The sequence below is a fragment of the Nostoc sp. JL31 genome (assembly GCF_017114965.1).
Classification (GTDB): Bacteria; Cyanobacteriota; Cyanobacteriia; order Cyanobacteriales; family Nostocaceae; genus Nostoc; species Nostoc punctiforme_A.
On the sequence record NZ_JABXKO010000068.1, the window covers coordinates 190,838 to 215,074 of the forward strand.

The following is a 24,237-nucleotide window of genomic DNA, read 5'->3' on the forward strand; positions in this document are numbered from 1 at the left end:
AAGTTCCGAGTCCATCACTCAGCCGGAGTTTATGTTAGTGGAGCCAGCTGATCCTCGGACTCGGAAACTATCAAAGATCAGAATTCCTTTCCAAATTCAGCAGAACAGATATAGGACTGGGGATTGGGGATTAGGGACTGGGGACTGGGGAGAAGCATCTACAATGCCCAATGCCCCATGCCCCATGCCCTAACTAAACAATCATCTACAAAAATTAGCAACAATTCAGTGGTGCAAGCGTTACATTTGAAAGAAATCTATGTTGCCCCATCGGCTTTGGGAGTAGTGTTCCAATGAATACTTCCGCTTCTTTTCAGGGTAGCTCGTCTCCCTTTGAATTTTTTAACTTTGATTTTACGATACCTGTATCTGAGAAGGTTTCCAGTCTTGAAGACCAATCTTCAGGCTTTCCGCAAACCACGCAAGATGCCGACTTACTCAGACAGCTATCGTTTATTCCAGGGTTGAAAGAAATTTTGATGCTGCGGCAGGTTCATGCCTTAGAACATGCTACTGTTTGGGTTCTTAGCGAATCAAAAAGCGCTTATTCTGCTCCAACAGAATCCACTAACGTTCAACTAGATAATGAACTATTAGGCGGTTTATCTACTGAGCAGGGATTCTACCTCTATGGTGAGGTAAATATTAGTGATTTGCGGCGTGCAGTCACACTTGCTCGACATCGCATCACCAGTGGAGAATGGGATTTGGCTGTACATCCCCGTTGTGGCACAAATTTATCAGTAGCAATGCTCTTAACAGCTGGACTAGCTGTCGGTGTGCATCTATTACTACCATTTCGGCCAATCGAGCAACTTATAGGTTTGGGGTTAGCAGCAACGACAGCCGCTGAACTCGCACCTGATTTAGGTTCTATGGCACAGCGTTACCTAACAACTGCCATTCCTTTTAACCTAGCAATTGAAAATATTACCCGTACACGCGACCTTTGGGGGCGTGAGGCACATTTTGTTAAAGTGGGCTGGCAAGAATAAAGAGAGCAAGAAGAGATAAGGGGACAAGATAAAATTTTCTCTATTGTCTCTCCACACTCCCTACTTCCTACTCCCCTAAAAAAATTATGAGAAAACTTTACTTCTTACTTCCCGGTACAGATAGCAAATTTGCCTGTGGTGGTCTTTGGGCTGAGTTAAAAGCACTTAATCTAGCTCAGAATTTCTGTAGTGCTGAGGTTGTAACTTACCGTCAACGGGAAAAAGATAAGCTTTTTATTGATGATTTGTTAAAAGAGAAAAATTTAAATGATGTAATTTTTGTGATCAGTTGGGGATTTGATATAGCTCAACTTGTGGCTAAACTTCAGCAATATAATGTCGTTTACCATGCACATAGTCCAGGTTATTCATTTAGGCTACCTGCAAGTATTCCAATCATTACTGTTAGCCGCTATACAATGGGATATTGGGGAGAAAAATCGCCCAATTCTCTGATTTATTATCTGCCCAATCAAATTCCTGATGAGTTTCAAAATTTAGGGTTGGAACGGGATATTGATGTTTTAGTTCAAGCTCGGAAGTCTTCGGAATATTTAATTAAAGAATTAATTCCAGCGTTGCAAAAACGTTGTAAAGTATTGGTTGTTGACTCTTATGTAGAGGATTTACCCAGACTCTTCAACCGAGCTAAAGTTTACCTCTATGATTCGGCTGAGTACTGGGCACAACAGCGTGTTAGTGAAGGATTTGGTCTACAACCAATGGAAGCACTTGCTTGTGGTTGTCAAGTATTTTCTAGTGTCAATGGTGGACTAGCTGATTACTTAGATCCTGGATTTAATTGTTATAAAATTGCTGGATATTCTCAAGAGTATGATGTGCAACGTATTATAAAGGTGATTGAATCTTCATTAGTCTTTAGCTTGTCTGAAGATTTTTTTATTGAGCATCGGACTGAAAATATTATTAAGCGTTTCCAAGTTATTATGAACGAGTTAAATGAGTTTTTTGATCACAAAATTCAGCAGCCATCTAATATTAAGAGTTTGACGAAAATACGGATGGCGAAATTACTCACTCAGAAGATATATGGGAAGCTGAGGAAGAAATATTTTAAATAATACAAACGTAGACGCGTAGAGGCTTGCCGCAGGCTACCGCAGAGGCACTGAGAACACAGAGAGAAGAGAGGAAATTGAATGAATCGGCGGTTATTAGTTACTGGAGGTGCAGGGTTTATTGGGGCGAATTTTGTCCATCATTGGTGTCAGGTTTATCCAGACGATCGCGTGGTGGTGTTGGATGCTCTTACATACGCGGGGAATCGTCTGAACTTGGCGCTGGTTGAGGGAAGAGAGAATTTTCGGTTTGTGCAGGGGGATATTTGCGATCGCACCATCATAGACAACCTATTATCAACGGAAAATATTGATACTATCGCCCATTTTGCGGCTGAATCTCATGTCGATCGTTCGATTCTTGGACCAGCTGCTTTTGTGCAAACTAATGTGGTAGGAACTTTCACACTGCTTGAAGCTTTTCGCCAACATTGGGAAGCAAAAGCACAGCCATCTGATTATCGTTTCCTGCACGTTTCTACTGATGAAGTCTATGGTAGCCTGGGTGCAGATGACGCAGCTTTTTGTGAAACGACACCCTACGCTCCCAATAGTCCCTATTCAGCTTCAAAAGCGGGTAGCGATCATTTAGTCCGTGCTTATTATCATACTTATCAACTTCCAACCATTATCACAAATTGCTCTAATAATTACGGGCCTTATCAGTTTCCCGAAAAGCTAATTCCCTTGATGTGTATTAACACTTTGATAGGGAAACCATTACCTGTTTATGGTGATGGGAAAAATGTACGGGATTGGCTTTATGTGGGCGATCATTGCCGTGCTTTAGATGTGGTAATCAATAATGGTCAACCAGGAGAAACATACAATATTGGTGGCAATAATGAGGTGGAAAATATTAACCTCGTCCAACTTTTATGTCAGATGATGGATGAATTAGCACCTGATTTACCAGTATATCCAGCAAAGCAGTTGATTACTTTTGTTAAGGATAGACAGGGACACGACAGGAGATATGCAATTAATGCAAACAAAATTAAAACTCAGCTTGGTTGGACGCCTTCAGTAACAATTGCTGAGGGTTTACGTTTAACAGTTGAATGGTATCTCAATCATCGTGATTGGTGGGAGCCTCTGCTGTCTGCGGAATATCAAGCTTACTATCGCAAAAATTATCTGTAACCCACATTCTGCACCCAATAGTGTCACTAATTTCCCGCACAGTAGCAATGACGCGCAAGGATGCCAACAACGCATCAGAATCGTTGTCTTGTGAATATTCCTGAAATATCTCGGTCAAATAATCGTCAATTTCTTCCGGGTGCTTACGGAAGTACTCTTGTTCAAATTCATCAAGTGTTCTAAATTTTCTCACGGCTGAGATACTCCTTTTTTAATAAAATTATCTGGCTCCGACAGTTTTTGTAGATAATGACTATCCTTGAATATAAGGGAATCAGATCAACGTAAATTGCCAGCAGGTGTAAGATGCTGCAACCAGAACAGATATTACAAGATCGTTATCAAATCCAGCGTCAACTCGGCAACAATGGAATTCGCCAAACTTGGCAAGCATTGGATTTACAAGCCTCTGATGGCGAAAATTCTATCGTTGTGGTCAAACTTTTGGCCTTTGGCGGTACTGTACAGTGGGATGACCTGAAACTTTTTGAGAGGGAAGCACAAATTCTTAAACAGTTAAATCATCCCCGCATCCCTCGATATATAGATTATTTTTGTATCGACGATCGCACACTATGGTTTGCCTTAATACAAGAATATATTCCTGGTGAGTCGCTTAAGGAAAAACTTGCTGTTGGCAAAAGGTTTAGTGAAAAGCGAGCAAGAAAAATTGCTGTTGAGGTTTTAAATATTCTCACCTATTTACATGAATTGAATCCTGGGGTGTTGCATAGAGATATTAAACCAAGTAATTTAATCTGGGGCGACGATAATCGGATTTATTTAGTTGATTTTGGCGCAGTTCAAGATAAAGCGGCAAGAGAAGGCGTTACTTTTACCGTTGTCGGTACTTATGGTTATGCCCCAATGGAACAATTTGGTGGTCGAGCGGTTGCGGCTTCAGACTTATATGCATTGGGAGCGACTTTGATTCATTTGCTCACTGGAACTTCCCCCTCTGATTTACCCCAGCAGGATTTGCGACTGCAATTTACAGATCGAGTTAACTTGAGTCCCACTTTTGTCAGTTGGCTACAAAAGTTGATACAACCTGCTCCCGAACAAAGATTTACTAGTGCAAGCGTTGCACTGAATGCCCTCAAATCGGGACTGACGGTCAAATCTCCAAATAAGAATCAGCTTTTGCCGCTAAAAGAAATAATCAACAATTCTGGATGCGGCATAAGTAATCAGAATGAAACAGTCCCAGAGGAAATTCTCGGTTGGAATTGGGGTGCTTTTCTGATGCCTTGGTTGTGGATGTGGCCGAATCAAGTGTGGTATGGTTTATTCTGTTTTGTACCTAATGCCTGGTGGTTAATGGCGATCGCACTTGGTGCAAAAGGCAATGAATGGGCTTGGAAAAGTAGGCAGTGGCGCAGTATTGAACAATTCAAAGCGCATCAGAGAGGCTGGGCGATCGCTGGTATTCTACTTGGAGCGCCTATTAGTATTATGTTGTGGGTTCGAGCGATCGCTTTACTCAAAGCTGCATTTTAGTGGGGCATTGGGCATTGGGCATTGGGCATGGAGAAGAGACGAGGTAGACAAGGAAGAGACTTGTTCAAGAATTCCCCCTTGTCCCCTTGTCCCCTTGTCCCCTTGTCTCCCCTGCTCCTCTGCTCCCCTGCTTCCTTCTAACTACTAACTTGGGATTCAACTACACCCACGGGACAAGATACATTTGTCCCTCCCAAACCACAATACCCATTGGGATTTTTAGCCAGGTATTGCTGATGGTAAGCTTCAGCGTAGTAAAATTCCGGCGCATCCAAGATTTCTGTAGTAATCTTGCCATAACCTGCGCTGTTGAGGGCTTGCTGATAAGCTTCCCGCGATCCTTCTGCTAGCTGCTTTTGGTTTTCGGAATATACATAAATTCCCGAACGGTATTGAGTGCCAGTATCATTTCCTTGGCGCATACCTTGGGTGGGATTGTGACTTTCCCAAAAGACTTTGAGCAGTTCGGCATAACTAATCACTTTGGGATCAAACACAACCAACACCACTTCATTGTGACCGGTTCGCCCACTACATACCTCTTCATAAGTGGGGTTGGGTGTTAACCCAGCAGCATAACCGACTGCGGTGGTGTAAACTCCTTTAAGTTGCCAGAATTTGCGTTCTGCACCCCAAAAACAGCCCAAGCCAAAGATTGCCTTCTCTAATCCATCGGGAAAAGGAGGTTTTAAAGGATTCTTGTTGACATAATGAGCTGCGGGTACTGACATAGATTGTGCCCTTCCTGACAAAGCTTCTTCAGGTGTGGGCATAACTGACTTTTTGCCAAATCCGAATAGTGCCATTGATTTTGACTCTGATATATATCTTTACCTTATTTACTATTTTAACGCTGTAAAGATTCTGGCATCGCTTGGGCTGTAAGTATTAATACCTTGTTGATCTTGAAGGTGCGCTTTCGCCGCATCAAAGGCGATTGTGCCAGTTGCGTAAGTCCTGTTAGCTTCAGAAGATAATTATGGATAAAATACCGAAAATTGACCGTCAAAGGGAGCATCAAGCGAATGAACGTACCTTTCTGGCTTGGCTACGCACTTCTATTGCATTGATTGGCTTTGGTTTTGCGATCGCGCGATTTGGTATATTTCTGCGTCAGTTGAATACTGCTATTACTCAACAAGAACCTCCGGTAAGTCCATTATCTAACTCGGAAAATTTGGGTGTTGCTTTGGTAATTTTTGGAATTTCGACTATTGCCTTAGCTGCATGGCGATACAACCAAGTTTTCTGGCAAATTGAAACAGGGAACTATAGACCAAATAGGTTAATGGTTTGGATCATGACTGGAGTTGTAATTATTTTGGGATTTTTCTGTATTCCTTTGCTCCTATGGCGCGATAAAGTACCTTCTCGTTCTCCGGTTCCCATGCAACCACAGTCCCGAAATTTGCATTAAATACACTTTTTAGACGAGTGCATTTTTTTGTAACTTTTTTGCCGATTCTTAATCAATCTTAGCGTAGGCGTAGCCTAACCCAGGCATCGCTCTATGTCTGCCCAATTTATCGCACTTCATATCTAGCAAGCTTTTAGGCTTTTTGTAATCATCACTTTCACCTTGGACTGAATCGTCATACACTGATTTTTAACTAACGAAAGCGGTTGCCCTCACAGAAACGATGAGTGAAAGTAAGATATCAGAGATATTAGAAAGCTTCGAGGCAGACTTGCTGTCGGAGTGGACTCAGGAACTTGCCATTGTCAATATTCGCAGAGGCTTGATTAAAGAAGCCCAGCTAAAAGAGGAGTGCCGAGAATTCCTGAGTTTGTTTCGGATTGCCGTTGGACGGGGCAACTTTACCAATATTCAGGCAGCAGCGTGGCAAGATATGCGAGAGATGCTCAACAGCATTTCTCGATCGCGATCGCAAAATGGTTTCACACCCTCAGAAACGGCTACATTCGTCTTTTCGTTCAAGCAACCCCTCTTCAAGCGAATGCGTCAGCAATTGCAAGACCCGATTGAGTTGGGTGAAAATATCTGGTTAGCCACAAACTTACTAGATCAGCTAGGATTGCTGACCATTGAAATCTATCAAAAGGCGCGGGAAGAGGTGATTTTGCGGCAGCAGGAAGAGTTGATGGAACTGTCTACCCCCGTGGTTAAACTCTGGGAGGGAATTTTGGCATTGCCAATAATCGGCACTCTGGATAGTGCCCGGACTCAAATGATGATGGAATCGTTATTGCAGAAGATTGTCGAAACCAGTTCCGAAGTTGCCATCATTGACATTACCGGGGTTCCCACTGTCGATACCCTGACTGCTCAACATCTGCTCAAGACTGTTACTGCCGCCCGTCTCATGGGAGCTGATTGTATGATCAGTGGCATTCGTCCTCAAATTGCCCAAACAATCGTCTATCTCGGTATTGATTTGGCTAATGTCACAACAAAGGCAACGTTAGCCGATGCCTTTCTGACGGCGCTAAAACGGTTAGGAACGACCATTACCCGCTCTCAATCCAAATAGCTGGAAGAAAGCAATGGAACGCATTCCTATACTCAAAATGGGCAATTTTCTACTTGTGACAATCCAAGTAGATATGCACGATCGCCTCGCCATCACGCTACAAGAAGACCTGACAAACCGCATCACTCAAACTCACGCTCACGGTGTCCTGATTGATATTTCGGGATTAGATATTGTTGATTCCTTCATTGGGAGGATTTTAGCGAACATTGCCAGAATGTCACGGGTGCTGGATGCTGAGACAGTTGTCGTCGGGATGCAGCCTGCTGTGGCAATCACCCTAGTGGAATTGGGGCTTTCGCTGACGGGGATTCGCACTGCCCTAAACGTCGAAAAGGGTATGGCATTGTTGCAATCGTCATTCAATGAAACCACAAATCAAATCACTGCCAATAAATGGCGTGCAGATGATGATGCAGAAGACTGAAACGATCGACATTCAATCTTCTACAGATGTAGTTTTAGTTCGGCAGGCCGTGCGCCAGCTGTCCGTGGAAATTGGCTTTGGCTTAGTAGACCAAACTAAAATTATCACCGCCGCTAGTGAGTTAGCCCGCAATACCCTAGACTACGGAGGGGGCGGCACAGTCAAGCTAGAAACGCTTCAGGAAGGGCGACGACGAGGACTCCGGCTGACCTTTGAAGATCAAGGGCCGGGAATTTCCGATATCGAACTGGCACTAAAGGATGGGTTCACTACGGGCAGCGGGTTAGGTATGGGGCTGGGTGGTGCTAAACGACTTGCTAACGAGTTTGAGATTCAGTCTGCGGTGGGAGAAGGGACACGGATAATAATTGTACGATGGAAATAAAATGAGAGAATCTGTCGCCGTCACAATTACTGAATCTAGCCAAACTGGGGAGGCCAGACGGGCAGCGATGGGTTTAGCAACTCGGCTCGGTTTTCAGGAAACAGAACGGGGCAAGGTTGGGATTGTGGTGACAGAAATTGCGAACAATCTGGTACAGCACGCTCACGGCGGAGTCGTGTTGCTGCGATCGCTCAAGGAAGATTCCAGAATTGGCATTGAAATCTTATCGCTAGATAAAGGACGGGGAATGGTCGATGTGGATGAGTGTTTGCAAGATGGCTTTTCCACAGCCGGAACTTTGGGCAATGGTATGGGTGCAATTCGTCGCCTTTCTGGTTTATTTGAAATTTACTCCATTCCCAACCAAGGCACAGCGCTCTTGGCTCACCTCTGGCCAGACCCAGCACCCCATCAACCTGAAAAGTTTTTAGAAATTGGAGCGATCTGTTTGCCCAAACGAGGAGAAGAGGTTTCAGGAGATGCCTGGGCATCGGAAGTCGATTGTTGTCGTAGCCTGTTGTTAGTAGCTGATGGTTTAGGGCATGGGCCTGCGGCGGCTTCTGCGGCTTCCGCAGCCGTGAGAATGTTTCAAGAACATCTTCATCGTTCTCCTGGTGCGATCGTCGAAGCTGCCCACGCCGCCTTGCGAAGTACCCGAGGAGCAGCACTCGCCATTGCTGAAATCGACTTTGACCAACAATCTATCCGCTTTGCTGGAATTGGCAATATTGCTGCTAGCATTTTCTCCTTTACTGAGCATCGCCATCTGCTATCTCACAATGGGACGGTCGGACATGAAATCCGCAAAATTCAAGAGTTTAGCTATCCCTGGTATGCCAACGGAGTTTTAATTATGCATTCTGACGGATTAGGCGCTAAGTGGCAGATGGATCGCTATCCCGGCTTAATTCAAAAACATCCCAGCCTAATTGCAGGTGTGCTATACCGAGACTTTAACCGAGAGCGGGATGATGTGACGGTGTTAGTTGCGAAAGGAATGGTCAGATGACAAGCGTTTTCACGATCGCCATCCAGTACGAACAGGATGTTGTGCAAGCTCGGCAACGAACTCGTGAGATCGCCGAGCAGTTGGGCTTTGATGCTCAAGATCGGGCGCGATTGGCAACGGCAGTTTCCGAAATTGCCCGCAACGCCTTTCAATATGCCCAAGGTGGAACAGTTGAATTTTCTGTGGCAGGAGAGCCGCAAGCGTTTCTGATTCGGATTCAGGATCGGGGTGGGGGCATTCCTGATTTAGCAGATGTTTTGGCCGGACGCTACACCTCTGATACGGGAGCGGGGCTAGGCATCGTGGGTACTCGTAGATTGATGGATTTCTTCGAGATTGAATCGCTGCCGGAGCAGGGAACAACGGTAACAATCGGCAAAAGATTGTCGAAGCGCACACCTACTTTCACCGATTCGCAATTGCAGCAGATTCGAGAAACCGTAATTGGGCGATCGCCTGAAAATCCCTATCAAGAAGTCCAGCAGCAAAACCAGGAATTACTCCGGGCTATGGCAGAGCTACGGAAGCGTGAGGAAGAACTGAGCCAACTCAATCAGGAATTGGAAGATACCAATCGCGGTGTGGTTGCCCTCTATGCAGAACTGGATGAGAAAGCCAGCTCCCTGCAACAGGTAAACGAGCTAAAAACCCGCTTTCTCTCGAACATGAGCCACGAGTTTCGTACACCCCTCAACTCGATTTTGTCCCTCTCTCGGATGCTGTTGGCACGGATGGATGGCGATTTGACCATCGAGCAAGAGAAGCAGGTGACATTCATCCAAAAGGCGGCAAGCGGATTATCAGAACTGGTCAACGACTTGCTGGATTTGGCAAAGGTGGAAGCTGGGAAAATTGAAGTGCATCCCAGTTCCTTTGAAGTTAGTGAATTGTTTGGCACGCTGCGGGGGATGCTGCGCCCATTATTGGTTCAAGGCTCCTCTGTGACGCTGATTGTTGAGGAACCTGAAAACATTCCGCCCCTTTATAACGATGAGGGGAAAGTCGCTCAAATTCTGAGAAACTTTGTCTCGAATGCCCTCAAATTTACCGAGCAGGGAGAGGTGCGTGTCAGCGCTGTGCAAACGGGTCATACCGTCATTTTCTCTGTATCTGATACGGGCATCGGCATTGCTCCCGCCGATCGAGAACGGATTTTTGAAGATTTTATGCAAATTGAGTCCCCTCTGCAAAAGCAGGTGAAGGGAACCGGGTTAGGATTGCCGTTATCGCGCAAGCTAGCGGAGCTAATCGGCGGCAGCATTTCGGTAAAAAGTCAGCCAGGTGTAGGCTCTACGTTTACAGCCTTGATTCCCATCGTCTACCCAGATGCCACCGAATTGACCACCGTACTGCAACCAATCGCATCAGTTGAGCCAACTCGCCTGCCGATTCTGGTGGTTGAAGATCATCCAGAAACCCTATTTATTTACGAAAAGCACCTTCAGCAATCAATCTATCAATTGATTGCTACCCGCACCTTAGCTCAGGCAAGGCTTGCCTTACAAAAACTTCGACCGGCGGCGATTATGCTAGATATTCTGCTGGAGGGGCAAAACGGCTGGACGTTCTTGCGAGAAATCAAAGGGGATGAAATGACCCGTAATATCCCTGTACTTGTTATTACCATCATTGATAACGAGAAGCAAGCACTGGCGCTAGGAGCAGACGGTTTTCTAATTAAGCCGGTAGACAGATTGCCGCTGTTGAACAAACTCAATAGGCTAATTAGTAAGAACAAGCCTCAAAAAATCTTGTTAATTGACGATGACTCCGCCTATCGGTATCTGGTGAAACAGTTGTTAATAAATACACCGTTGAGTATTTTAGAAGCTGCGAATGGAAAAGAAGGATTAAATTTGGCACAACAAGAGCAGCCAAACGCGATCGTGCTGGACTTGGAGATGCCAGAGATCGGTGGGTTTGATGTACTCAAGCAGCTTAAAAACAATTCCGTCACTCAGTCGATTCCTGTGATTATTCACTCATCTGCCCAACTGGATGCAGAAGCACATAGCCGATTAGCGGAACAAAGCATAGGCATTGTTTCCAAAGAAACAGGCTCTCAAACCACGGCGATTGCTCAACTTCAAGATGCGCTCGTCAAAGCCGGACTTGTTCTAGAGGTTTAAGGGAAAAGCCATGTCTGAGCCACGGGTTAAGATCCTGCATGTTGACGATAACGAAGCCAATCGTTACGTTGTTACTCGGATTTTGCAAAATGCAGGCTTTAGTGTCGTGGAAGCGGCAACTGGAACGACAGGCTTAGAAGCTGTTGCTAACTTTCAGCCTGACTTAGTAATTTTAGATGTCCAATTACCAGATATCAGCGGTTTTGAAGTCTGTCGCCAAATTAAGGCAAACCCGGAAACGGCTTTTATTCCTGTGCTACACCTTTCCGCAAGTTTTGTCCAAAGCCAAGATAAAGCAGAAGGCTTGGATAGCGGTGCTGATGCTTATCTGGTGCAACCCGTTGAACCAATTGAACTGCTTGCCACTTTGCGATCGCTGCTGCGAATTCGTCGGGCGGAAGAAGCTGCTTTGTCCTCAGCGCGGGAGTGGCAAACCACCTTTGACTCGATGAACGACGGCGTTTCTCTGGTAGACCGAGAAGGGATAATTATGCGCTGTAATCGAGCGATGATGCAGCTTTTTTGCAAGCCCTCCCACGAAATCTTAGGTTATGCCCACCACGAACTGATGGGCGCAAAATTGGGAATCGGCGATGGCACTTGTTTTCGCCGTGCGAAAGCAACTCACCAACGGCAAATTCTCGAATTTCAGTCCCAAGAACGCTGGTTTGCCAAAACCATTGATCCGGTAATTGATGGGCATGGGACTCTTACAGGCGCCGTTTTCATCTTGTCTGATATCACCGAACGTAAGCAAGCAGAAGCCTTGCTGCAAGAGCAAAACGATCGCCTCAATCAACTAATGATTTCTTTGCAACAAAAGACTGAACAAGCGCAGCAAGCCAACCGCATCAAAGATGAGTTTTTGGCAGTGCTGTCTCATGAATTGCGATCGCCCTTGAATCCGATTCTGGGTTGGGCAAGAATTCTGCAAAAGAGTCACCAGGATGCAGCCAAAACTCAGTACGCCCTCGAAACGATTGAGCGTAACGCGAAACTGCAAGCACAACTAATCGAAGATTTGCTCGATGTGTCGCGTATTCTCCAAGGTAAGTTGAGTTTAAACACAGTTCCAGTCGGTCTAAATTTTACTATCAAAGCTGCCCTTGAAACCGTGCGGCTGGCTGCTGAAGCTAAATCCATTCAGATTCAAACAATATTTGAACCGAATGTTGGGCCAGTGTTGGGTGATTCTGGTCGCCTGCAACAAGTTGTTTGGAATCTACTTTCTAATGCGATTAAATTTACCTCACAGGGTGGTCGAGTAGAGGTGCGGTTAGAAACAATCAAGGATGAAGTAGATACCCATTCTGCGGAATACACTCAAATCACTGTCAGCGATACTGGTAGAGGGATCTCTGGTGACTTTCTGCCCTACGTCTTTGACTACTTCCGCCAAGCCGATGGGACAACGACGCGAAAATTTGGCGGGTTGGGGTTAGGGTTAGCCATCGTGCGTCATTTGGTTGAATTGCACGGCGGAACTATTCAGGCAGCCAGTCCTGGAGAAGGGCAAGGAGCAGTATTTACAGTCAAACTTCCACTGATCACTGCTTCAAAATTAAATCAAGTTAATACTGCCGATCGCGATCGCTCAGATTTAAATCTCAATGGATTGCAAACGCTGCTTGTAGACGATGACAAAGATTCGCGGGAGTTCATTGCCTTCGTGCTAGAACAGTACGGGGCACAAGTGACTGAAGTGGACTCAGCACATGATGCTCTAAACATCTTGATGCAAACAAAATTTGATTTGTTAATTAGTGATATTGGTATGCCCGATATGGATGGCTACACACTAATTCGTCAAATTAGAAAGCAGTCACCCGATCGAGGCAGAGAAATTCCAGCGATCGCTCTAACTGCTTATGCAGGAGAAACCGATCGACAACAGGCGCTAGCTGCTGGATTTCAACAGCATATTTCTAAACCAATTGAGCTAGAAGTTTTAATACAGGCTATTTTGACGATAGTAACGGTTTAGCAACCTGAATTTTTGAGAGGATGTGTAGACGCAAAGCGTCTTGTCATCAGAAATCGCTCTATTTTAACTACACCTTGTGATATCTTGCGATATAAAGTTGTACTCAATTAACATTAGCCTCAGAAATAACCGTCACACAGGCATTCACTAAGGGTAACAGCGGCCCTAATTGCTCTTGTCCATTCACTGCTAAATCGCTGTGACACAAATAAACTCTCTCGGATACACGAGAGAGTAAATCTGTCAAAATTCTTCGTAGTCGTTGTTCTTCTGCCAATTTCTCATCTTCTGCTGTCCAAGGTTCGCCTAACCTGTCTCGCAGAAAAAATGGCGCACCGAACAAAGTCGCTGCACCACCTTTCGCCCATAGAGGTGAACCAGCATCCAGCCAAAAATGCCACTGATGCGATCGCCTACTAGATCGATATTGAAATATAGTTGCTAAGGTGACAGCCTTTCTCGCTCCACCAATGGGACGCACAGGGTAAGGGTTGGCGGTAATCGTCCCACGTCGCAGTAGTTGAATGAATTCAATAATAGTTGTGTGAGGCGTTGTCTCAACTGGGGCAATTTGTCGTAACCTAGTGTCAATTTCCCAGTAGTGTTGGGCGGTTTCTAATAATTCCCGCAATGCTGCTAGTTGTTCGTAGGGGAGATTGCTACCATTCCATAAAAAGCGCTGAATTGCTCTGTCTAAAAGGGAAATGGGACTAGGAATTAACCGCAGTTCTTGTTGCGATCGCTGCTGTTCTAACCACTCTAATATTTCACTATAGGCTGTAGTCGCTGCATAACCGATTCGATCCCAGCGCTCGAAGACTGACACTGGTAGCAAGTTGGGGCGATCGGGATGGGGTACAAAGCAGTAATCTGCAATTAAACCAGCACGTACCGGATCAATATTTGTAGAGACGCGATTCATCGCGTCTGTAGAGTTTTCTGGTGGTTGTTGTTTCCTGCTCAATACAACCAGCATTTCTGCGACGGCATCCCGATCTACGAGGCGTCCTAAGCCGGGATAAACTAGTGCCAGCATGGTGAGTAAGGCGCGAATGATGGGCGAACTAATTAGGGGACGTTGGTCATTCAGCGATTCTACTGGGATATTTTGCTTGACGAGGATTTCTACTAGAGTATAACGAGCGATCGCATCTAAACCTGGTGCAATAATCGCCACTTCTTCCGGTTGCACTTGCTGCGATTGAATGGCATTAGCAATTTCCTCTGCTGTTTGCCGCAATAATTGGGCGCGGGAGGTGGTTTGAATTGAATGCACTGTTTTCGGTAAACTCAACATTACCATCGGTTCTGTGACTAATTCCACCATCTGTTTAGTCAGTTGCTCGCTCAGAGACTCTGGAGGCGGCCCATTCAAGATTTCTACCCGACAACGCTCTGCTAACCCTTCTAAATAGTTAGGATCTGCTCCCAATCCCAATCGCACCGCACCATCAGGATTGTAACTAAATGCGCCAACGGCACCTCGATCTAATAGCAACTCAAACAAAAGACGCGCTACGCTAGGATAGTCATCGACATCATCCGCCAGTACTGCCTGATAGCGTTTAGTTAGGTGCTGTTGGTAGTTGCGATCGCTTAATAAGTGCTGACTATAAAGTTCGGTAATAATCCCATAAGTCAGTAAACCCCTCTCTAAACACCAATTACGCCAATCTAGCAGCAAAGATGCCAAAAATTCCGGCTCTAAAGTTGTGGCATTTTCCCCCAAACCTTTGGCCAAAATCTGGGCAATATCTTCGCAAGGTATACCACTGTTAGCTGCTAGTTGTAATAAGTCCAAAATACGACGCACCAAGCGAGATTCATTCACTCCCGCAATACGTAAAATTTCTTCGTCTAATTGGGGACGCCAAAGTTTGGTTGCTAACTCTTGCTCCGTTTCTGGTCGCAATCTTACCGGAAACTGTGCCTTCAGGTTCAACGAGTTAATCAGCAACGGCCAAAATAAAATGACTTCATCCTGAAAAAAACCTAGTGGCGTCTTGGCACGAACCGGATATTTACCCAAGGTGGAGGTAACAACTATATCTCCTAGTTCTCGACGATTATCATCATTGGCAGCTAAAACTAAAACTCCTGGCTCTGTTTGTTTAAGATATAAAAATTCGGGTACATGACCAGTTTTTTTACGTCCTGTTTTTTTCGTATAAAATGATTCAGTATATTCTTTTTCCGATGTTACCCAATTACAAAATTGCTCTACTAAGCGAGCTGTCTTACCACTGCGGCTAGTGCCAACAATCCAAACCGAATGAGAAACCACAAACTTTCTCCTTGTAGATTTGTTAGTATACCTCGTGCGTTAACTTAAGGTTAATAGTCACCAAACAATGCTGAATGATTGTCTGCAATGAAAAACTCTGTTTTTAGTCAAAAAATCTATTCTTTCTTACTTGCTGCTTATCGATGGTACTTACAGACTCCTGAACGTTCTTTAGATCAAGCTTACAATGCAGCATTAAAAATTCAGGAAATAGAAAATAAGCATTTCAATGGTAATAAAATAGACATTGACTCGGCCATGTACAGTAACAGTGTGATGGATTATTTTGAGTCAGACCTCAACAAGCTATTAAAAATTGCCAGGATGCGGTTGACGGAGTTTAGAGGAAGCCGTTGGTTTTTAAATGAAGAGAATCAAAAAGCTGCCGAGAAAGCAGGTATAGAGTATCTAAGTCCTTCTTTAGTTTTAGAAAAGCTAAACTATATCGACCAAGTTATATCTAAATACACAACAAGTTCCGATCAAACAACTTCCAAAGCTTTAGTAGTACAACCTCCAAATCTCCCAGTTACCTCTGTCACATCTGACGAAAAATCGCTGCTCGTCAAAACTCCAACATTACCACCCAAAATACCAAATCAAGACTTAAATAATAAACCAAAAGGCAAGAGTAAAACCGATACAATGGGTGTTTTACCTCGTTCTATTTTAAGTACTATCAGTCGTCTGCAAGTTGAATTAGACCCTAATTCGGAACAAGAAGTAATTCAGAGTTTTCGTCAAACTCAGAAAAGAACAATAATATCTCTCAGGTTTATCTTACTATTAATTATCATACCACTTTTAACACATCAGATAGCAAAAGCTTTCGTAGTCGGGCCAATTATTGAGAAGTTTAGAAGCACTCAGGAAATACAAATATTTCTCAATTCCGAAATGGAAGAGGAAGCCCTTTTAGAATTACAAAGATTTGAAGAAAAACTCAAGTTTGAAAATCTTATTATCAAAGCCCCTCCAATGTTACCTGAGCAGATGGAGACTGAAATGAAAAATAAGGCAAAAGAGCTGGCTGAAGAATTTCGTCACGAAAGTTCTGGTGCTATCAAAAATGTTTTTGCAGATATGTTCTCGGTAGTTGCTTTTATCTGGCTTTTGCTAGTTAGTAAGTCTTCTATTGCTGTACTCAAAGATTTCTTTGATAATATTGTCTATGGACTTAGTGATAGTGCGAAGGCATTTATCATTATTTTGTTTACTGATATCTTTGTAGGATTCCACTCTCCTCATGGCTGGGAAGTACTGCTAGAAGGAGTATCACGCCATTGGGGATTACCGGCAAATAGAGATTTTATCTTCTTATTTATTGCTACATTTCCGGTGATTTTAGATACTATCTTTAAGTATTGGATCTTCCGATATTTGAACCGGATATCGCCTTCGGCTGTGGCGACTTACCGTAATATGAATGAATAGGGCATTGGGCATTGGGCATTGGGTACAATTTTTGGTGTTGTGAAACAATTAAAATTTTTTTCGTTTTTAATTTTGGAATTTGAACGAGGTGGGAAAATCTTAAAAATTTTGAATTTTAATGAAAAAGATAGCTGCTGGGTTAGGAAAATTTAACAAAATTATCGCTATCAGCTTACCTGTAGTTTTGTCGATTTTACTGGTGCGGATGCAATCTTTGACGCATCAAGAACTCATTTCGCCAGAATGTCAGGTGAAAAAGTGGCATATCCCAGTGTCCTTGACTGCTGAAAATCAAAATGTATTTCCACAAAAGCAAAAATTACCATTAATCCAAAGACTACCAATTACTTGTTGTCAAAGTGATACCTCTTGTTTGGATGAAGTAATTTATGGCAAAATAGCAGAGAAAAAAGCACTGATAAGTGCGATCGCTCGCAGTCTCCAATATCTGCAAACAGCTAATGCTGCGGTTGCTTATCAAAACTATCCGGTGGCTGGGATTACGCGCGATCGCGTCATCAAAAGCTTACAAAGATTCCGCGAACTCCTATTAAAAACCAATTCTGCAACAGAATTACATCAAGCTATCGAGCGAGAATTCGTTCTTTATCAGTCAGTCGGTAAAGATAACCAAGGTTCCGTTTTATTCACCGCTTATTATGAGCCACTTTACGCAGCCAGTCGCGTCTCCACAACAGAATATCGCTATCCTGTTTATCGCTTACCTCCTGATTTTAACTCCTGGACTAAGCCTCATCCGACACGCGAGGAGTTAGAAGGAGCAGATGGTTTGCAAAGTGCAAAAGGTAAGTTGCGAGGATTAGAGTTGTTTTGGTTTCGCTCTCGCCTTGAACCATATCTAGCTCAAATTCAAGGTTCAGCGAAACTTCAGCTTCCCGATGGTACTCAAACTACAATTGGCTATGCGGGTAACACTGCTTATAACTACAAAAGTATTGGACGAGAATTAGTTAATGATGGCAAATTACCGCAAGAAGGCGTAACTATGCCGATTATTCTCGATTATTTCCAAAAACATCCCCAAGAATTAAATATTTATATTCCGCGCGATCGCAGCTTTGTTTTTTTTCAAGAAAATCACGGTGAGCCAGCCCAAGGTTCGATCAACGTACCATTAACAGCAGAGCGTTCTATTGCTACAGATAAATCTCTCATGCCTCCTGGTGCTTTAGCGTTGATTCGCGCTTCCATTCCCTTCGTTAATCCTACCGGAAAAATGCAGGAGCGCATTATTAGCCGCTATGTTCTTGACCAAGATACCGGAGGTGCAATTAAAGGTGCAGGTAGAGTGGATTATTTTTTAGGTACTGGGAAAATAGCAGGCGATCGCGCTGGTGTTACAGTCAGCAATGGACAATTATTTTATCTCTTACTCAAGTCCAAAAATTAAACACACTGCCATTTTAATACTAAAATTCCCGACTTCTCTAAAAAGTCAGGAATTTTAGCCTTTTGGTGAAAATGAAGCACCCATTCCAAATCAATGAAACGCTTACGCATATAGTAATTACGAATTACGAATTACAAATTACGCTACTAGGCTTCTAAATCCATTTCAGCATCATCATCATCATGATCGTAAGGGATATCGTCAAGGTCTATCATTTCGGAAATTTCTTCTACTTCAGTTAAATACTCAGATTCTTGATGTTCGCGTTCGATTAGACGACCAGTTGACTTCAGCCATTCCAAGAGAATAAATTCATTACTTGTACGAATTACAGGCGCTCGCTGGTTACGAGGTTCTTCACGCAAAGGACTAATAGGCATAAAAAAAGCTCACTTTAAACTACAGGTTAGCGTACAAAAACGTCAAAATTGTACATTAAGGTTAAAAGTCTTGTATGACAAGTCTTTTCTCAACAGACAAAATATGACCCATTGAAGTTTTGTCTCAAGTCCATTTAGCTACATACCATTAAAATGTCCTGGTGTCAGTTTTAATAATAAATATTTCAGCAGATGCAATATATAATATTACAAAGCATTTGGGACCTTGACGAGAGTTTCATACATATCAGAGGGTAATGCAGACAGTCTATTAGCTACAGCGACTGCATCAGCTAAGTTACTAAATTGACACCGGACTATTTCTTGTCCATTTCCTGAAGGGAATCGTTTCCTAGCTTTATTAGATACAGCACAAATAATCGCTAAAGCTTTGGCGAACCCGTCTTTTGTCAATATTGTTTCTTGAGCAAACCCTTCGACAGGGATAAGACAAACCTCAAACCGATAGCCAGGTCTGGGAGAAACAGCTATGTCGATATATGGTTTATCTTCTTTTCTGATTCGCCGTAAATATTTGGCTGTTAAATTAGTATCGTGCAAATCAGTCCCAAGGGCGTAAGTAAAAAAGCAATCTTCAGTGAGGGACTCAGGACGAGTAATTATATCCGTGGGCATAAGTTCCAGTAGTATCCGTATGTTGTCTGCGTGTTTGACACACTAGACTTGTCCGTTCTTCTTAGCACATTTTTTTGACAGCTAGGTGTATCAGTGTCACACGAGACATTGCAATACATCTCGGCTAACTCAAATTCCAATTTTTGAAATACTTATGACATCAAACACCTTCAGAATCAAAGGGTGTAGAGATTTAGATTCGGAAAGGGGTCTATATAGTCAATTACATGACCGAAAATATTTCTCAACATAATAAAATCATAACATAGTTGCCGCCAAATCCTGCGATCGCTTCACCTGACAGCATCGGTGAATACCTAAAAGCGATCGCGATCGCAAACTATCTGAATATTTATTTATACCCATCAACTTATAAACTTCAAGGGTACTCAATTTCCTATCTCTAGTTGAATGAAATAAACTTCTAAAACGCTTGACTATTAATGCTAATAATGACTTAAATTTGTTAAATCAGAGCATTATTAGCAGTTATTGAGATCAAATCATCGCCTCAATAAATCCCCAAGATTATAAATATAATCCTGGGGTATAACTTTCATATCTTTGTCAAGACATGTAAAAATCTAAAGGATACAAGCGAGGATAATATCAAAAACAGTATTCACCCAATTATGGTTTGACGTAAGTATTCACAACATTTTGAGACAGAGTTTTAATGGCAGAGGGAAGAGGAGCATATCCCCGATTTTTAGCGATAGTGTCCCCGGCTGCTCCGAAAGCCCAACCGATCAATCCTTTAATACCAGCTGCTACTTTAGCGTCTGCGTATTTATCATAAAATAGCACGTAAGTTGCGGTAACAATGGGATAAGCATTTGCAGCTGTTGGATCGGTAACTACGAGTTTAATCCGTTGAGCATTTGCATCTTGGTCACTCGCACCGACAAAAGCATTTGAAATTGTAGTTGGTGAAATGGCATTGTAAGTACCTGCCTTGTTCTGCAAGAGAGCAGCTTTCAGATTCTTAGCTAACTGCGTAGCACTATCCACATAACCAATTGCACCAGGAGTGGTAGCGATCGTGGTGGCTACACCTCCACCTCCTGTAGCACCTTTGGAACCGACTGGCCAAATAACTGTATCGGCTGGTATTGTTGAGGGTACAGAGCCAACAATACTTTTTTTACCAGTTCCTCTGTTCCATGTAGGAAATGCCGCCTTGAGATGACTGCTTAAAGCAAAAGTAGTACCGCTGTCGTCACTACGATATACTAGAACGATGGGCTTATTTGCTATTGTTGCGCCGCCGTTATCTGCTTTGATTTTGGCATCATTCCAATTTATGATGTTGCCTTTAAGAATACCAAGGTAAGTAGCTCGTGAAAGCTTAATTCCACCTGCTGGCACGTTTAGACCAGTGGGGTTATAAGCTAAGGCGATTCCAACGGTGATTGCAGGTACTTGGACGTATGCATTTGCGGCCGTGCCAGCGTTATTGGGACTGCCACTAACTTTTTCTGTTCCGACTACGGGGTCGTCACTAGCTGCAAAAGAGACAGGGCGATTGATAGTAGGACTACCAACTGGTACGGTTTGAGTGAAAAAAGCTGTTAAGCCCTTACCACTACCAACCGAAGCATATCTGAATGTGACAGCCGCATTTACTGGGCCAGGAGGATTGAGGCTTGAAGGATTTCCAACACCGTAAGTGTTAAACCATGAGCCTTTCGGATCAAAAGGAGAGGTAGTTCCTGTACCTATAAACAAAGTAGTTATACTGCTTGCACCTGCACCATTTATAGAAGTTACTCCAGTTGGGGGAGGAGTGGTAGAGGTCTGAGCTAGAGATTTATGAGTAGCAGATTGACCTACTACTAAACCAGTTGCTATAGCAAGTACAGAAATTGAACTTGCTAAATAGGTCAATTGACGATTAGGATAAAAAGTCATGTCAAGCTCCTTCAAATTAATTTCTGGTTCAACGCCTATCAAATCAAAATCAAGTGTCAAATTGACGATTGTAAATAACCTTTTATATGCATAAATAATGAACATTGCAAAGGTTATTAACAAACTATAAATTGATACAAAATTATGAAAAATATAGAGCAAAATCAAGGTAAGCTTTTCAAGTATTAGAGGGCATTAAGCTATTGCTGATCCACCCTAATACATGATTTTTTGCTAATTAAAAACTCTACATTCATAAAGTAAGTTTGTATAAATATTCAATGGCTTCACTATAAGAAAGCAGTTATTAGGTAATATGAATCATCGTTCAATTACTATTATCTATCAGTCTCTTATTACCTTTTAAAAAGCCATGTTTAATTTTACCCACTTACTTATTGAGGATGGCAATTTTATCTGAGGTATGGAAATCAATTTCTTTAATGTAGATATACAGCAGTTTATTACAAACTACCGCTAAGTCCGAAGTAAAGAAATTCAGACTTCCACGATTTTTTTTATAACTGCTATAGGTAATAGCTGTTAAATTTTGCCAACGAAATCAACAGTATAATGTGAAGGTAAAGCTGAAGTCATGATTACATTATGAAATGATTAAAAAGCTTAAATATATTTTGGGAATTTAGAGGTTTTTTAAAAGCGGTTTTTATAGCATTTTTATTACTTTCTTCAGAGGAAAATCAAAAGCTTTCACTTAATATGTAATTTTGCTTATTAAGATTTTTTAGAGGTCTTAATCAGTATTTAATAGAGTTTACTAATTGCTTGACAAAAAAACCACTATATGAATGTTTTAATTCGAGTTTTATGACTATATTCTGTCAAAATCGTGGATTTTTCACTGTTTTTTGTGTTTTTCACGACATCAAAAACATAAATAATGGTTTATGCTACCGAACGAAATCATTAATCGTGCCATTCACGTTATTGACTCAGTGCTAGTACGGTTTTTGTGGTGTAGGTAAAACAGGCTTTCTGAGTCCTTTTCAAATAGGGCTATACCAACATTTCAGGCATTTTCTCATTAATGCCTAAGCTGACAAATTATACCAATTTTAGATAAAAATGCGCTCAATACGTAGATTGAGTCGTAGCAATATCTCTTAGATTACGGGATAAAACTCAACATATACAAGATGTTGGGGCTTTGGGTTTCGTCCTTTTGACGCCAATTGCTTCTCCTTTCACCCAAAGGTAGAGGTTAGGCGTAGCTTGCTTAAACGCAGAAAAGCTGGGAAACCCTTCGACAGCAGTGGCTTCCTAACCTACTTTGTAGCAATCATTTTTCAAATTGGTATTAGTCATGAGTAGCAGCCATCACAAAATCCGTAATAACTAGCTACCATTCCGTCTCTACTAAACTTTTTTGAGGTATTCAATGAACAAGATTAATCTGTACAAACAACACCAGACCAAAAATCAGGTATTGATTTTTACTTCTTTGACTGTTTTGGCTTCTTCATTAATACTACCCTTCCAGCAAGCCTTTGCTGCAACATTGACTACTGTTGTAAATTTCAACGGCACCAACGGAGCTACACCAAGAGCTGGTGTACTTAAAGGCAACGGTACTGATGGCAATCTTTATGGAACTACTTCTGCTGGTGGCACTTCTGGCAAAGGAACTGCATTCAAGTTAACTCCTACTGCTTTCACTACTCTGACTACACTGATAAACTTCACCGGAACCTCTGGAATCAACAAAGGGACTAATCCAGTCGCTAGATTATTTCAAGCAGCCGATGGCAATTTATATGGGGCGACCTTTACAGGTGGTACAAGTAACCTCGGCAGTGTGTTTAAGTTGGCGAAAACAGCTTTTACAACCCTGACAACTCTTGCGAATTTCACAGGCGCTAATGGGGCCAGCCCAGCAGGCCGACTGATTACAGGTACTGATGGCAATTTGTGGGGCACAAGCTCTACAGGTGGGGGCAATAATAAAGGAACTATATTCAAGGTTTCGCCCACTACCGGGGCACTCACCACCATCAGAAGCTTCAGCGGTACTGATGGGGCAACTCCATTAGCAAGATTACAACTGGCTACCGATGGAAACTACTACGGCAGCGCCTCTGCCGGTGGAGCAAGTGCTAAAGGAGTTGTATTCAAGTTAACTCCCGCAGGAATACTTACTTCATATAGCTTTAGTGGCACCAATGGAGCCAATCCGCAGTCTGCATTAATTGAATCTAGTGGATTCCTCTATGGCACCGCTAAACTGGGTGGAGTCAACAATAAAGGAGCTGTATTCAAGGTTCCACTCGGTGGCGGTACACCCGTTTTAGTTGCCAGTTTTAATGGCACCAATGGGGCCAACCCAACGGCTGCACTCATAAAAGCAAGCAATGGTAACTTCTATGGCACAGCTTCTGCTGGTGGGGCAAATAACAAAGGAGTTATCTATCAGCTGACTGGGGCAACCATTACCGGCTTAATTAGTTTTAATGGCACTAATGGGGCAACGCCAGAGTCCACGCTAATTCAGCTCTCGAATGGTGCCTTTTACGGTACTGCCTCTTTTGGCGGTACTTCTAATCTAGGAACTGTGTTTAAGTTTGTAATTTAGTTGCAAATCTAATTGGGGTGTAGAAAATGGTAAAAAGTACATTTGAACCTTTACCATTTTTCTACAATCGATCTAAACTTTTCAAGGCAGGTATTTGAATTTCGGTGACTCAATACTGTTTCATATCATGTTCCCTTGATTACTTGCTTAAACCCGAAGTACTCCAAAGAGCCAAAGCTACACTTGGTCTTCCCGAAGAATAAGCCTACGGTGTACATAAGCTGTTAAGCATATAAGAAAGCACATTGAGATCGCAGGGGGGCAGGGGGCAGGGAGCAAGGGAGAGGGTTTGCAGCTTTTCTTACCATGAAAATGATGCAATTTAAATGACGATTAGCTTACAAGTCTGAAATGTTTATAGCAGTTCGCTAAAATACCTGTATAGGTAGAGAAAGTCAAGGCTTTGAAGTCGGTTTATCGAGGCTATCTGTATGAGAAGATTGAGAAA

At 42.9% G+C, this 24,237-nt stretch carries 22 protein-coding genes; 14 read left to right on the top strand and 8 right to left on the bottom strand.

Features of this window, described 5'->3' with window-relative positions:
* Positions 1-293 precede the first annotated feature (293 nt).
* The 3 genes from HWQ43_RS16485 to rfbB all read left to right on the top strand — a co-directional run bounded on the left by HWQ43_RS16485 (position 294) and on the right by rfbB (position 3,217).
* Positions 294-995: a DUF6391 domain-containing protein gene (locus HWQ43_RS16485; protein ID WP_292735814.1), complete on the top strand. Its 702-nt coding sequence runs from the start codon at positions 294-296 to the stop codon at positions 993-995.
* Between the two features lie 86 nt (positions 996-1,081).
* Positions 1,082-2,077 (top strand): glycosyltransferase, encoded by a 996-nt coding sequence (locus HWQ43_RS16490; protein WP_292735817.1) that lies wholly within the window; start codon positions 1,082-1,084, stop codon positions 2,075-2,077.
* A 78-nt stretch (positions 2,078-2,155) separates the two neighbouring features.
* Positions 2,156-3,217, top strand: a complete 1,062-nt coding sequence (gene rfbB, locus HWQ43_RS16495) for a dTDP-glucose 4,6-dehydratase (RefSeq protein ID WP_292735820.1) — start codon at positions 2,156-2,158, stop codon at positions 3,215-3,217.
* Here rfbB and HWQ43_RS16500 read toward each other — a convergent pair.
* A complete protein-coding gene (locus tag HWQ43_RS16500; protein WP_292735823.1) occupies positions 3,144-3,410 on the bottom strand; it encodes a hypothetical protein in 267 nt (88 codons plus the stop codon). The genes rfbB and HWQ43_RS16500 overlap by 74 nt on opposite strands.
* Before the next feature lie 113 nt (positions 3,411-3,523).
* On the opposite strand from HWQ43_RS16500, the gene HWQ43_RS16505 reads away from it, so the two are divergent.
* Positions 3,524-4,717 (top strand): serine/threonine-protein kinase, encoded by a 1,194-nt coding sequence (locus HWQ43_RS16505; protein WP_292735826.1) that lies wholly within the window; start codon positions 3,524-3,526, stop codon positions 4,715-4,717.
* Positions 4,718-4,854: 137 nt separating this feature from the next.
* Here the strand turns inward: HWQ43_RS16505 and msrA are convergent, their stop codons facing one another.
* Positions 4,855-5,523, bottom strand: coding sequence for a peptide-methionine (S)-S-oxide reductase MsrA (msrA, locus tag HWQ43_RS16510; protein WP_292735828.1), 669 nt, complete (start codon positions 5,521-5,523; stop codon positions 4,855-4,857).
* 173 nt (positions 5,524-5,696) lie between these two features.
* Between msrA and HWQ43_RS16515 the strand changes: the two genes are divergently transcribed.
* A complete protein-coding gene (locus HWQ43_RS16515; RefSeq protein WP_292735831.1) occupies positions 5,697-6,134 on the top strand; it encodes a DUF202 domain-containing protein in 438 nt (145 codons plus the stop codon).
* A 48-nt stretch (positions 6,135-6,182) separates the two neighbouring features.
* Here HWQ43_RS16515 and HWQ43_RS16520 read toward each other — a convergent pair whose 3' ends face one another.
* The gene (locus tag HWQ43_RS16520; protein WP_292735834.1) at positions 6,183-6,317 is read right to left on the bottom strand and encodes a hypothetical protein; all 135 of its coding nucleotides are present in this window, start codon (positions 6,315-6,317) and stop codon (positions 6,183-6,185) included.
* A 40-nt stretch (positions 6,318-6,357) separates the two neighbouring features.
* Here HWQ43_RS16520 and HWQ43_RS16525 point away from each other — a divergent pair, with 40 nt between their 5' ends.
* Genes HWQ43_RS16525 through HWQ43_RS16550 form a run of 6 tightly spaced genes read left to right on the top strand, consistent with a single transcriptional unit; the run spans position 6,358 to position 13,143 of the window.
* On the top strand, positions 6,358-7,209 hold the full coding sequence (locus tag HWQ43_RS16525; protein ID WP_292735838.1) for an STAS domain-containing protein: 852 nt from the start codon (positions 6,358-6,360) through the stop codon (positions 7,207-7,209).
* 13 nt (positions 7,210-7,222) lie between these two features.
* Positions 7,223-7,636 (top strand): STAS domain-containing protein, encoded by a 414-nt coding sequence (locus HWQ43_RS16530; protein ID WP_292735840.1) that lies wholly within the window; start codon positions 7,223-7,225, stop codon positions 7,634-7,636.
* A complete protein-coding gene (locus HWQ43_RS16535) occupies positions 7,575-8,021 on the top strand; it encodes an anti-sigma regulatory factor (protein ID WP_292735844.1) in 447 nt (148 codons plus the stop codon). Before HWQ43_RS16530 ends, HWQ43_RS16535 begins: the two co-directional genes overlap by 62 nt.
* Position 8,022: 1 nt before the next feature.
* A complete protein-coding gene (locus tag HWQ43_RS16540; RefSeq protein WP_292735847.1) occupies positions 8,023-9,030 on the top strand; it encodes an ATP-binding SpoIIE family protein phosphatase in 1,008 nt (335 codons plus the stop codon).
* Entirely contained in the window at positions 9,027-11,159 is a 2,133-nt protein-coding gene (locus HWQ43_RS16545) for an ATP-binding protein (RefSeq protein WP_292735850.1), read from the top strand. Before HWQ43_RS16540 ends, HWQ43_RS16545 begins: the two co-directional genes overlap by 4 nt.
* Positions 11,160-11,169: 10 nt before the next feature.
* The gene (locus tag HWQ43_RS16550; protein WP_292735852.1) at positions 11,170-13,143 is read left to right on the top strand and encodes a response regulator; all 1,974 of its coding nucleotides are present in this window, start codon (positions 11,170-11,172) and stop codon (positions 13,141-13,143) included.
* A gap of 103 nt (positions 13,144-13,246) precedes the next feature.
* Here HWQ43_RS16550 and HWQ43_RS16555 read toward each other — a convergent pair whose 3' ends face one another.
* On the bottom strand, positions 13,247-15,427 hold the full coding sequence (locus tag HWQ43_RS16555; protein WP_292735856.1) for a recombinase family protein: 2,181 nt from the start codon (positions 15,425-15,427) through the stop codon (positions 13,247-13,249).
* A 78-nt stretch (positions 15,428-15,505) separates the two neighbouring features.
* Between HWQ43_RS16555 and HWQ43_RS16560 the strand changes: the two genes are divergently transcribed.
* Together HWQ43_RS16560 and HWQ43_RS16565 are read left to right on the top strand one after the other, a co-directional pair.
* A complete protein-coding gene (locus HWQ43_RS16560) occupies positions 15,506-16,861 on the top strand; it encodes a proton extrusion protein PcxA (RefSeq protein ID WP_292735859.1) in 1,356 nt (451 codons plus the stop codon).
* A 118-nt stretch (positions 16,862-16,979) separates the two neighbouring features.
* Entirely contained in the window at positions 16,980-18,272 is a 1,293-nt protein-coding gene (locus HWQ43_RS16565; RefSeq protein WP_292735862.1) for a murein transglycosylase A, read from the top strand.
* Between the two features lie 146 nt (positions 18,273-18,418).
* On the opposite strand, the gene HWQ43_RS16570 is transcribed toward HWQ43_RS16565, so the two are convergent.
* From HWQ43_RS16570 to HWQ43_RS16585, 4 genes are all read right to left on the bottom strand, one after another.
* Positions 18,419-18,652 carry a DUF3134 domain-containing protein gene (locus HWQ43_RS16570; RefSeq protein ID WP_094350689.1) on the bottom strand — a complete coding sequence of 78 codons (234 nt, stop codon included), beginning with the start codon at positions 18,650-18,652 and terminating at the stop codon, positions 18,419-18,421.
* A 207-nt stretch (positions 18,653-18,859) separates the two neighbouring features.
* Positions 18,860-19,288, bottom strand: coding sequence for a hypothetical protein (locus HWQ43_RS16575; protein WP_292735864.1), 429 nt, complete (start codon positions 19,286-19,288; stop codon positions 18,860-18,862).
* 258 nt (positions 19,289-19,546) lie between these two features.
* Complete coding sequence (locus HWQ43_RS16580) at positions 19,547-19,681, bottom strand: hypothetical protein (protein WP_292735866.1); 135 nt, start codon at positions 19,679-19,681, stop codon at positions 19,547-19,549.
* Positions 19,682-19,918: 237 nt separating this feature from the next.
* Positions 19,919-21,199, bottom strand: a complete 1,281-nt coding sequence (locus HWQ43_RS16585; protein ID WP_292735869.1) for a substrate-binding domain-containing protein — start codon at positions 21,197-21,199, stop codon at positions 19,919-19,921.
* 1,399 nt (positions 21,200-22,598) lie between these two features.
* On the opposite strand from HWQ43_RS16585, the gene HWQ43_RS16590 reads away from it, so the two are divergent.
* A complete protein-coding gene (locus HWQ43_RS16590) occupies positions 22,599-23,789 on the top strand; it encodes a choice-of-anchor tandem repeat GloVer-containing protein (protein WP_292735872.1) in 1,191 nt (396 codons plus the stop codon).
* Positions 23,790-24,237 lie beyond the last annotated feature (448 nt).

Excerpts from the sequence above, each read along its gene's own strand:
- HWQ43_RS16485 (WP_292735814.1), top strand. The coding sequence starts at position 294 with ATGAATACTTCCGCTTCTTTTCAGGGTAGCTCGTCTCCCTTTGAATTT.
- HWQ43_RS16490 (WP_292735817.1), top strand. The coding sequence starts at position 1,082 with ATGAGAAAACTTTACTTCTTACTTCCCGGTACAGATAGCAAATTTGCC.
- rfbB (WP_292735820.1), top strand. The coding sequence starts at position 2,156 with ATGAATCGGCGGTTATTAGTTACTGGAGGTGCAGGGTTTATTGGGGCG.
- HWQ43_RS16505 (WP_292735826.1), top strand. The coding sequence starts at position 3,524 with ATGCTGCAACCAGAACAGATATTACAAGATCGTTATCAAATCCAGCGT.
- msrA (WP_292735828.1), bottom strand. The coding sequence starts at position 5,523 with ATGGCACTATTCGGATTTGGCAAAAAGTCAGTTATGCCCACACCTGAA.
- HWQ43_RS16515 (WP_292735831.1), top strand. The coding sequence starts at position 5,697 with ATGGATAAAATACCGAAAATTGACCGTCAAAGGGAGCATCAAGCGAAT.
- HWQ43_RS16525 (WP_292735838.1), top strand. The coding sequence starts at position 6,358 with ATGAGTGAAAGTAAGATATCAGAGATATTAGAAAGCTTCGAGGCAGAC.
- HWQ43_RS16530 (WP_292735840.1), top strand. The coding sequence starts at position 7,223 with ATGGAACGCATTCCTATACTCAAAATGGGCAATTTTCTACTTGTGACA.
- HWQ43_RS16535 (WP_292735844.1), top strand. The coding sequence starts at position 7,575 with ATGAAACCACAAATCAAATCACTGCCAATAAATGGCGTGCAGATGATG.
- HWQ43_RS16540 (WP_292735847.1), top strand. The coding sequence starts at position 8,023 with ATGAGAGAATCTGTCGCCGTCACAATTACTGAATCTAGCCAAACTGGG.
- HWQ43_RS16545 (WP_292735850.1), top strand. The coding sequence starts at position 9,027 with ATGACAAGCGTTTTCACGATCGCCATCCAGTACGAACAGGATGTTGTG.
- HWQ43_RS16550 (WP_292735852.1), top strand. The coding sequence starts at position 11,170 with ATGTCTGAGCCACGGGTTAAGATCCTGCATGTTGACGATAACGAAGCC.
- HWQ43_RS16565 (WP_292735862.1), top strand. The coding sequence starts at position 16,980 with ATGAAAAAGATAGCTGCTGGGTTAGGAAAATTTAACAAAATTATCGCT.
- HWQ43_RS16570 (WP_094350689.1), bottom strand. The coding sequence starts at position 18,652 with ATGCCTATTAGTCCTTTGCGTGAAGAACCTCGTAACCAGCGAGCGCCT.
- HWQ43_RS16575 (WP_292735864.1), bottom strand. The coding sequence starts at position 19,288 with ATGCCCACGGATATAATTACTCGTCCTGAGTCCCTCACTGAAGATTGC.
- HWQ43_RS16585 (WP_292735869.1), bottom strand. The coding sequence starts at position 21,199 with ATGACTTTTTATCCTAATCGTCAATTGACCTATTTAGCAAGTTCAATT.
- HWQ43_RS16590 (WP_292735872.1), top strand. The coding sequence starts at position 22,599 with ATGAACAAGATTAATCTGTACAAACAACACCAGACCAAAAATCAGGTA.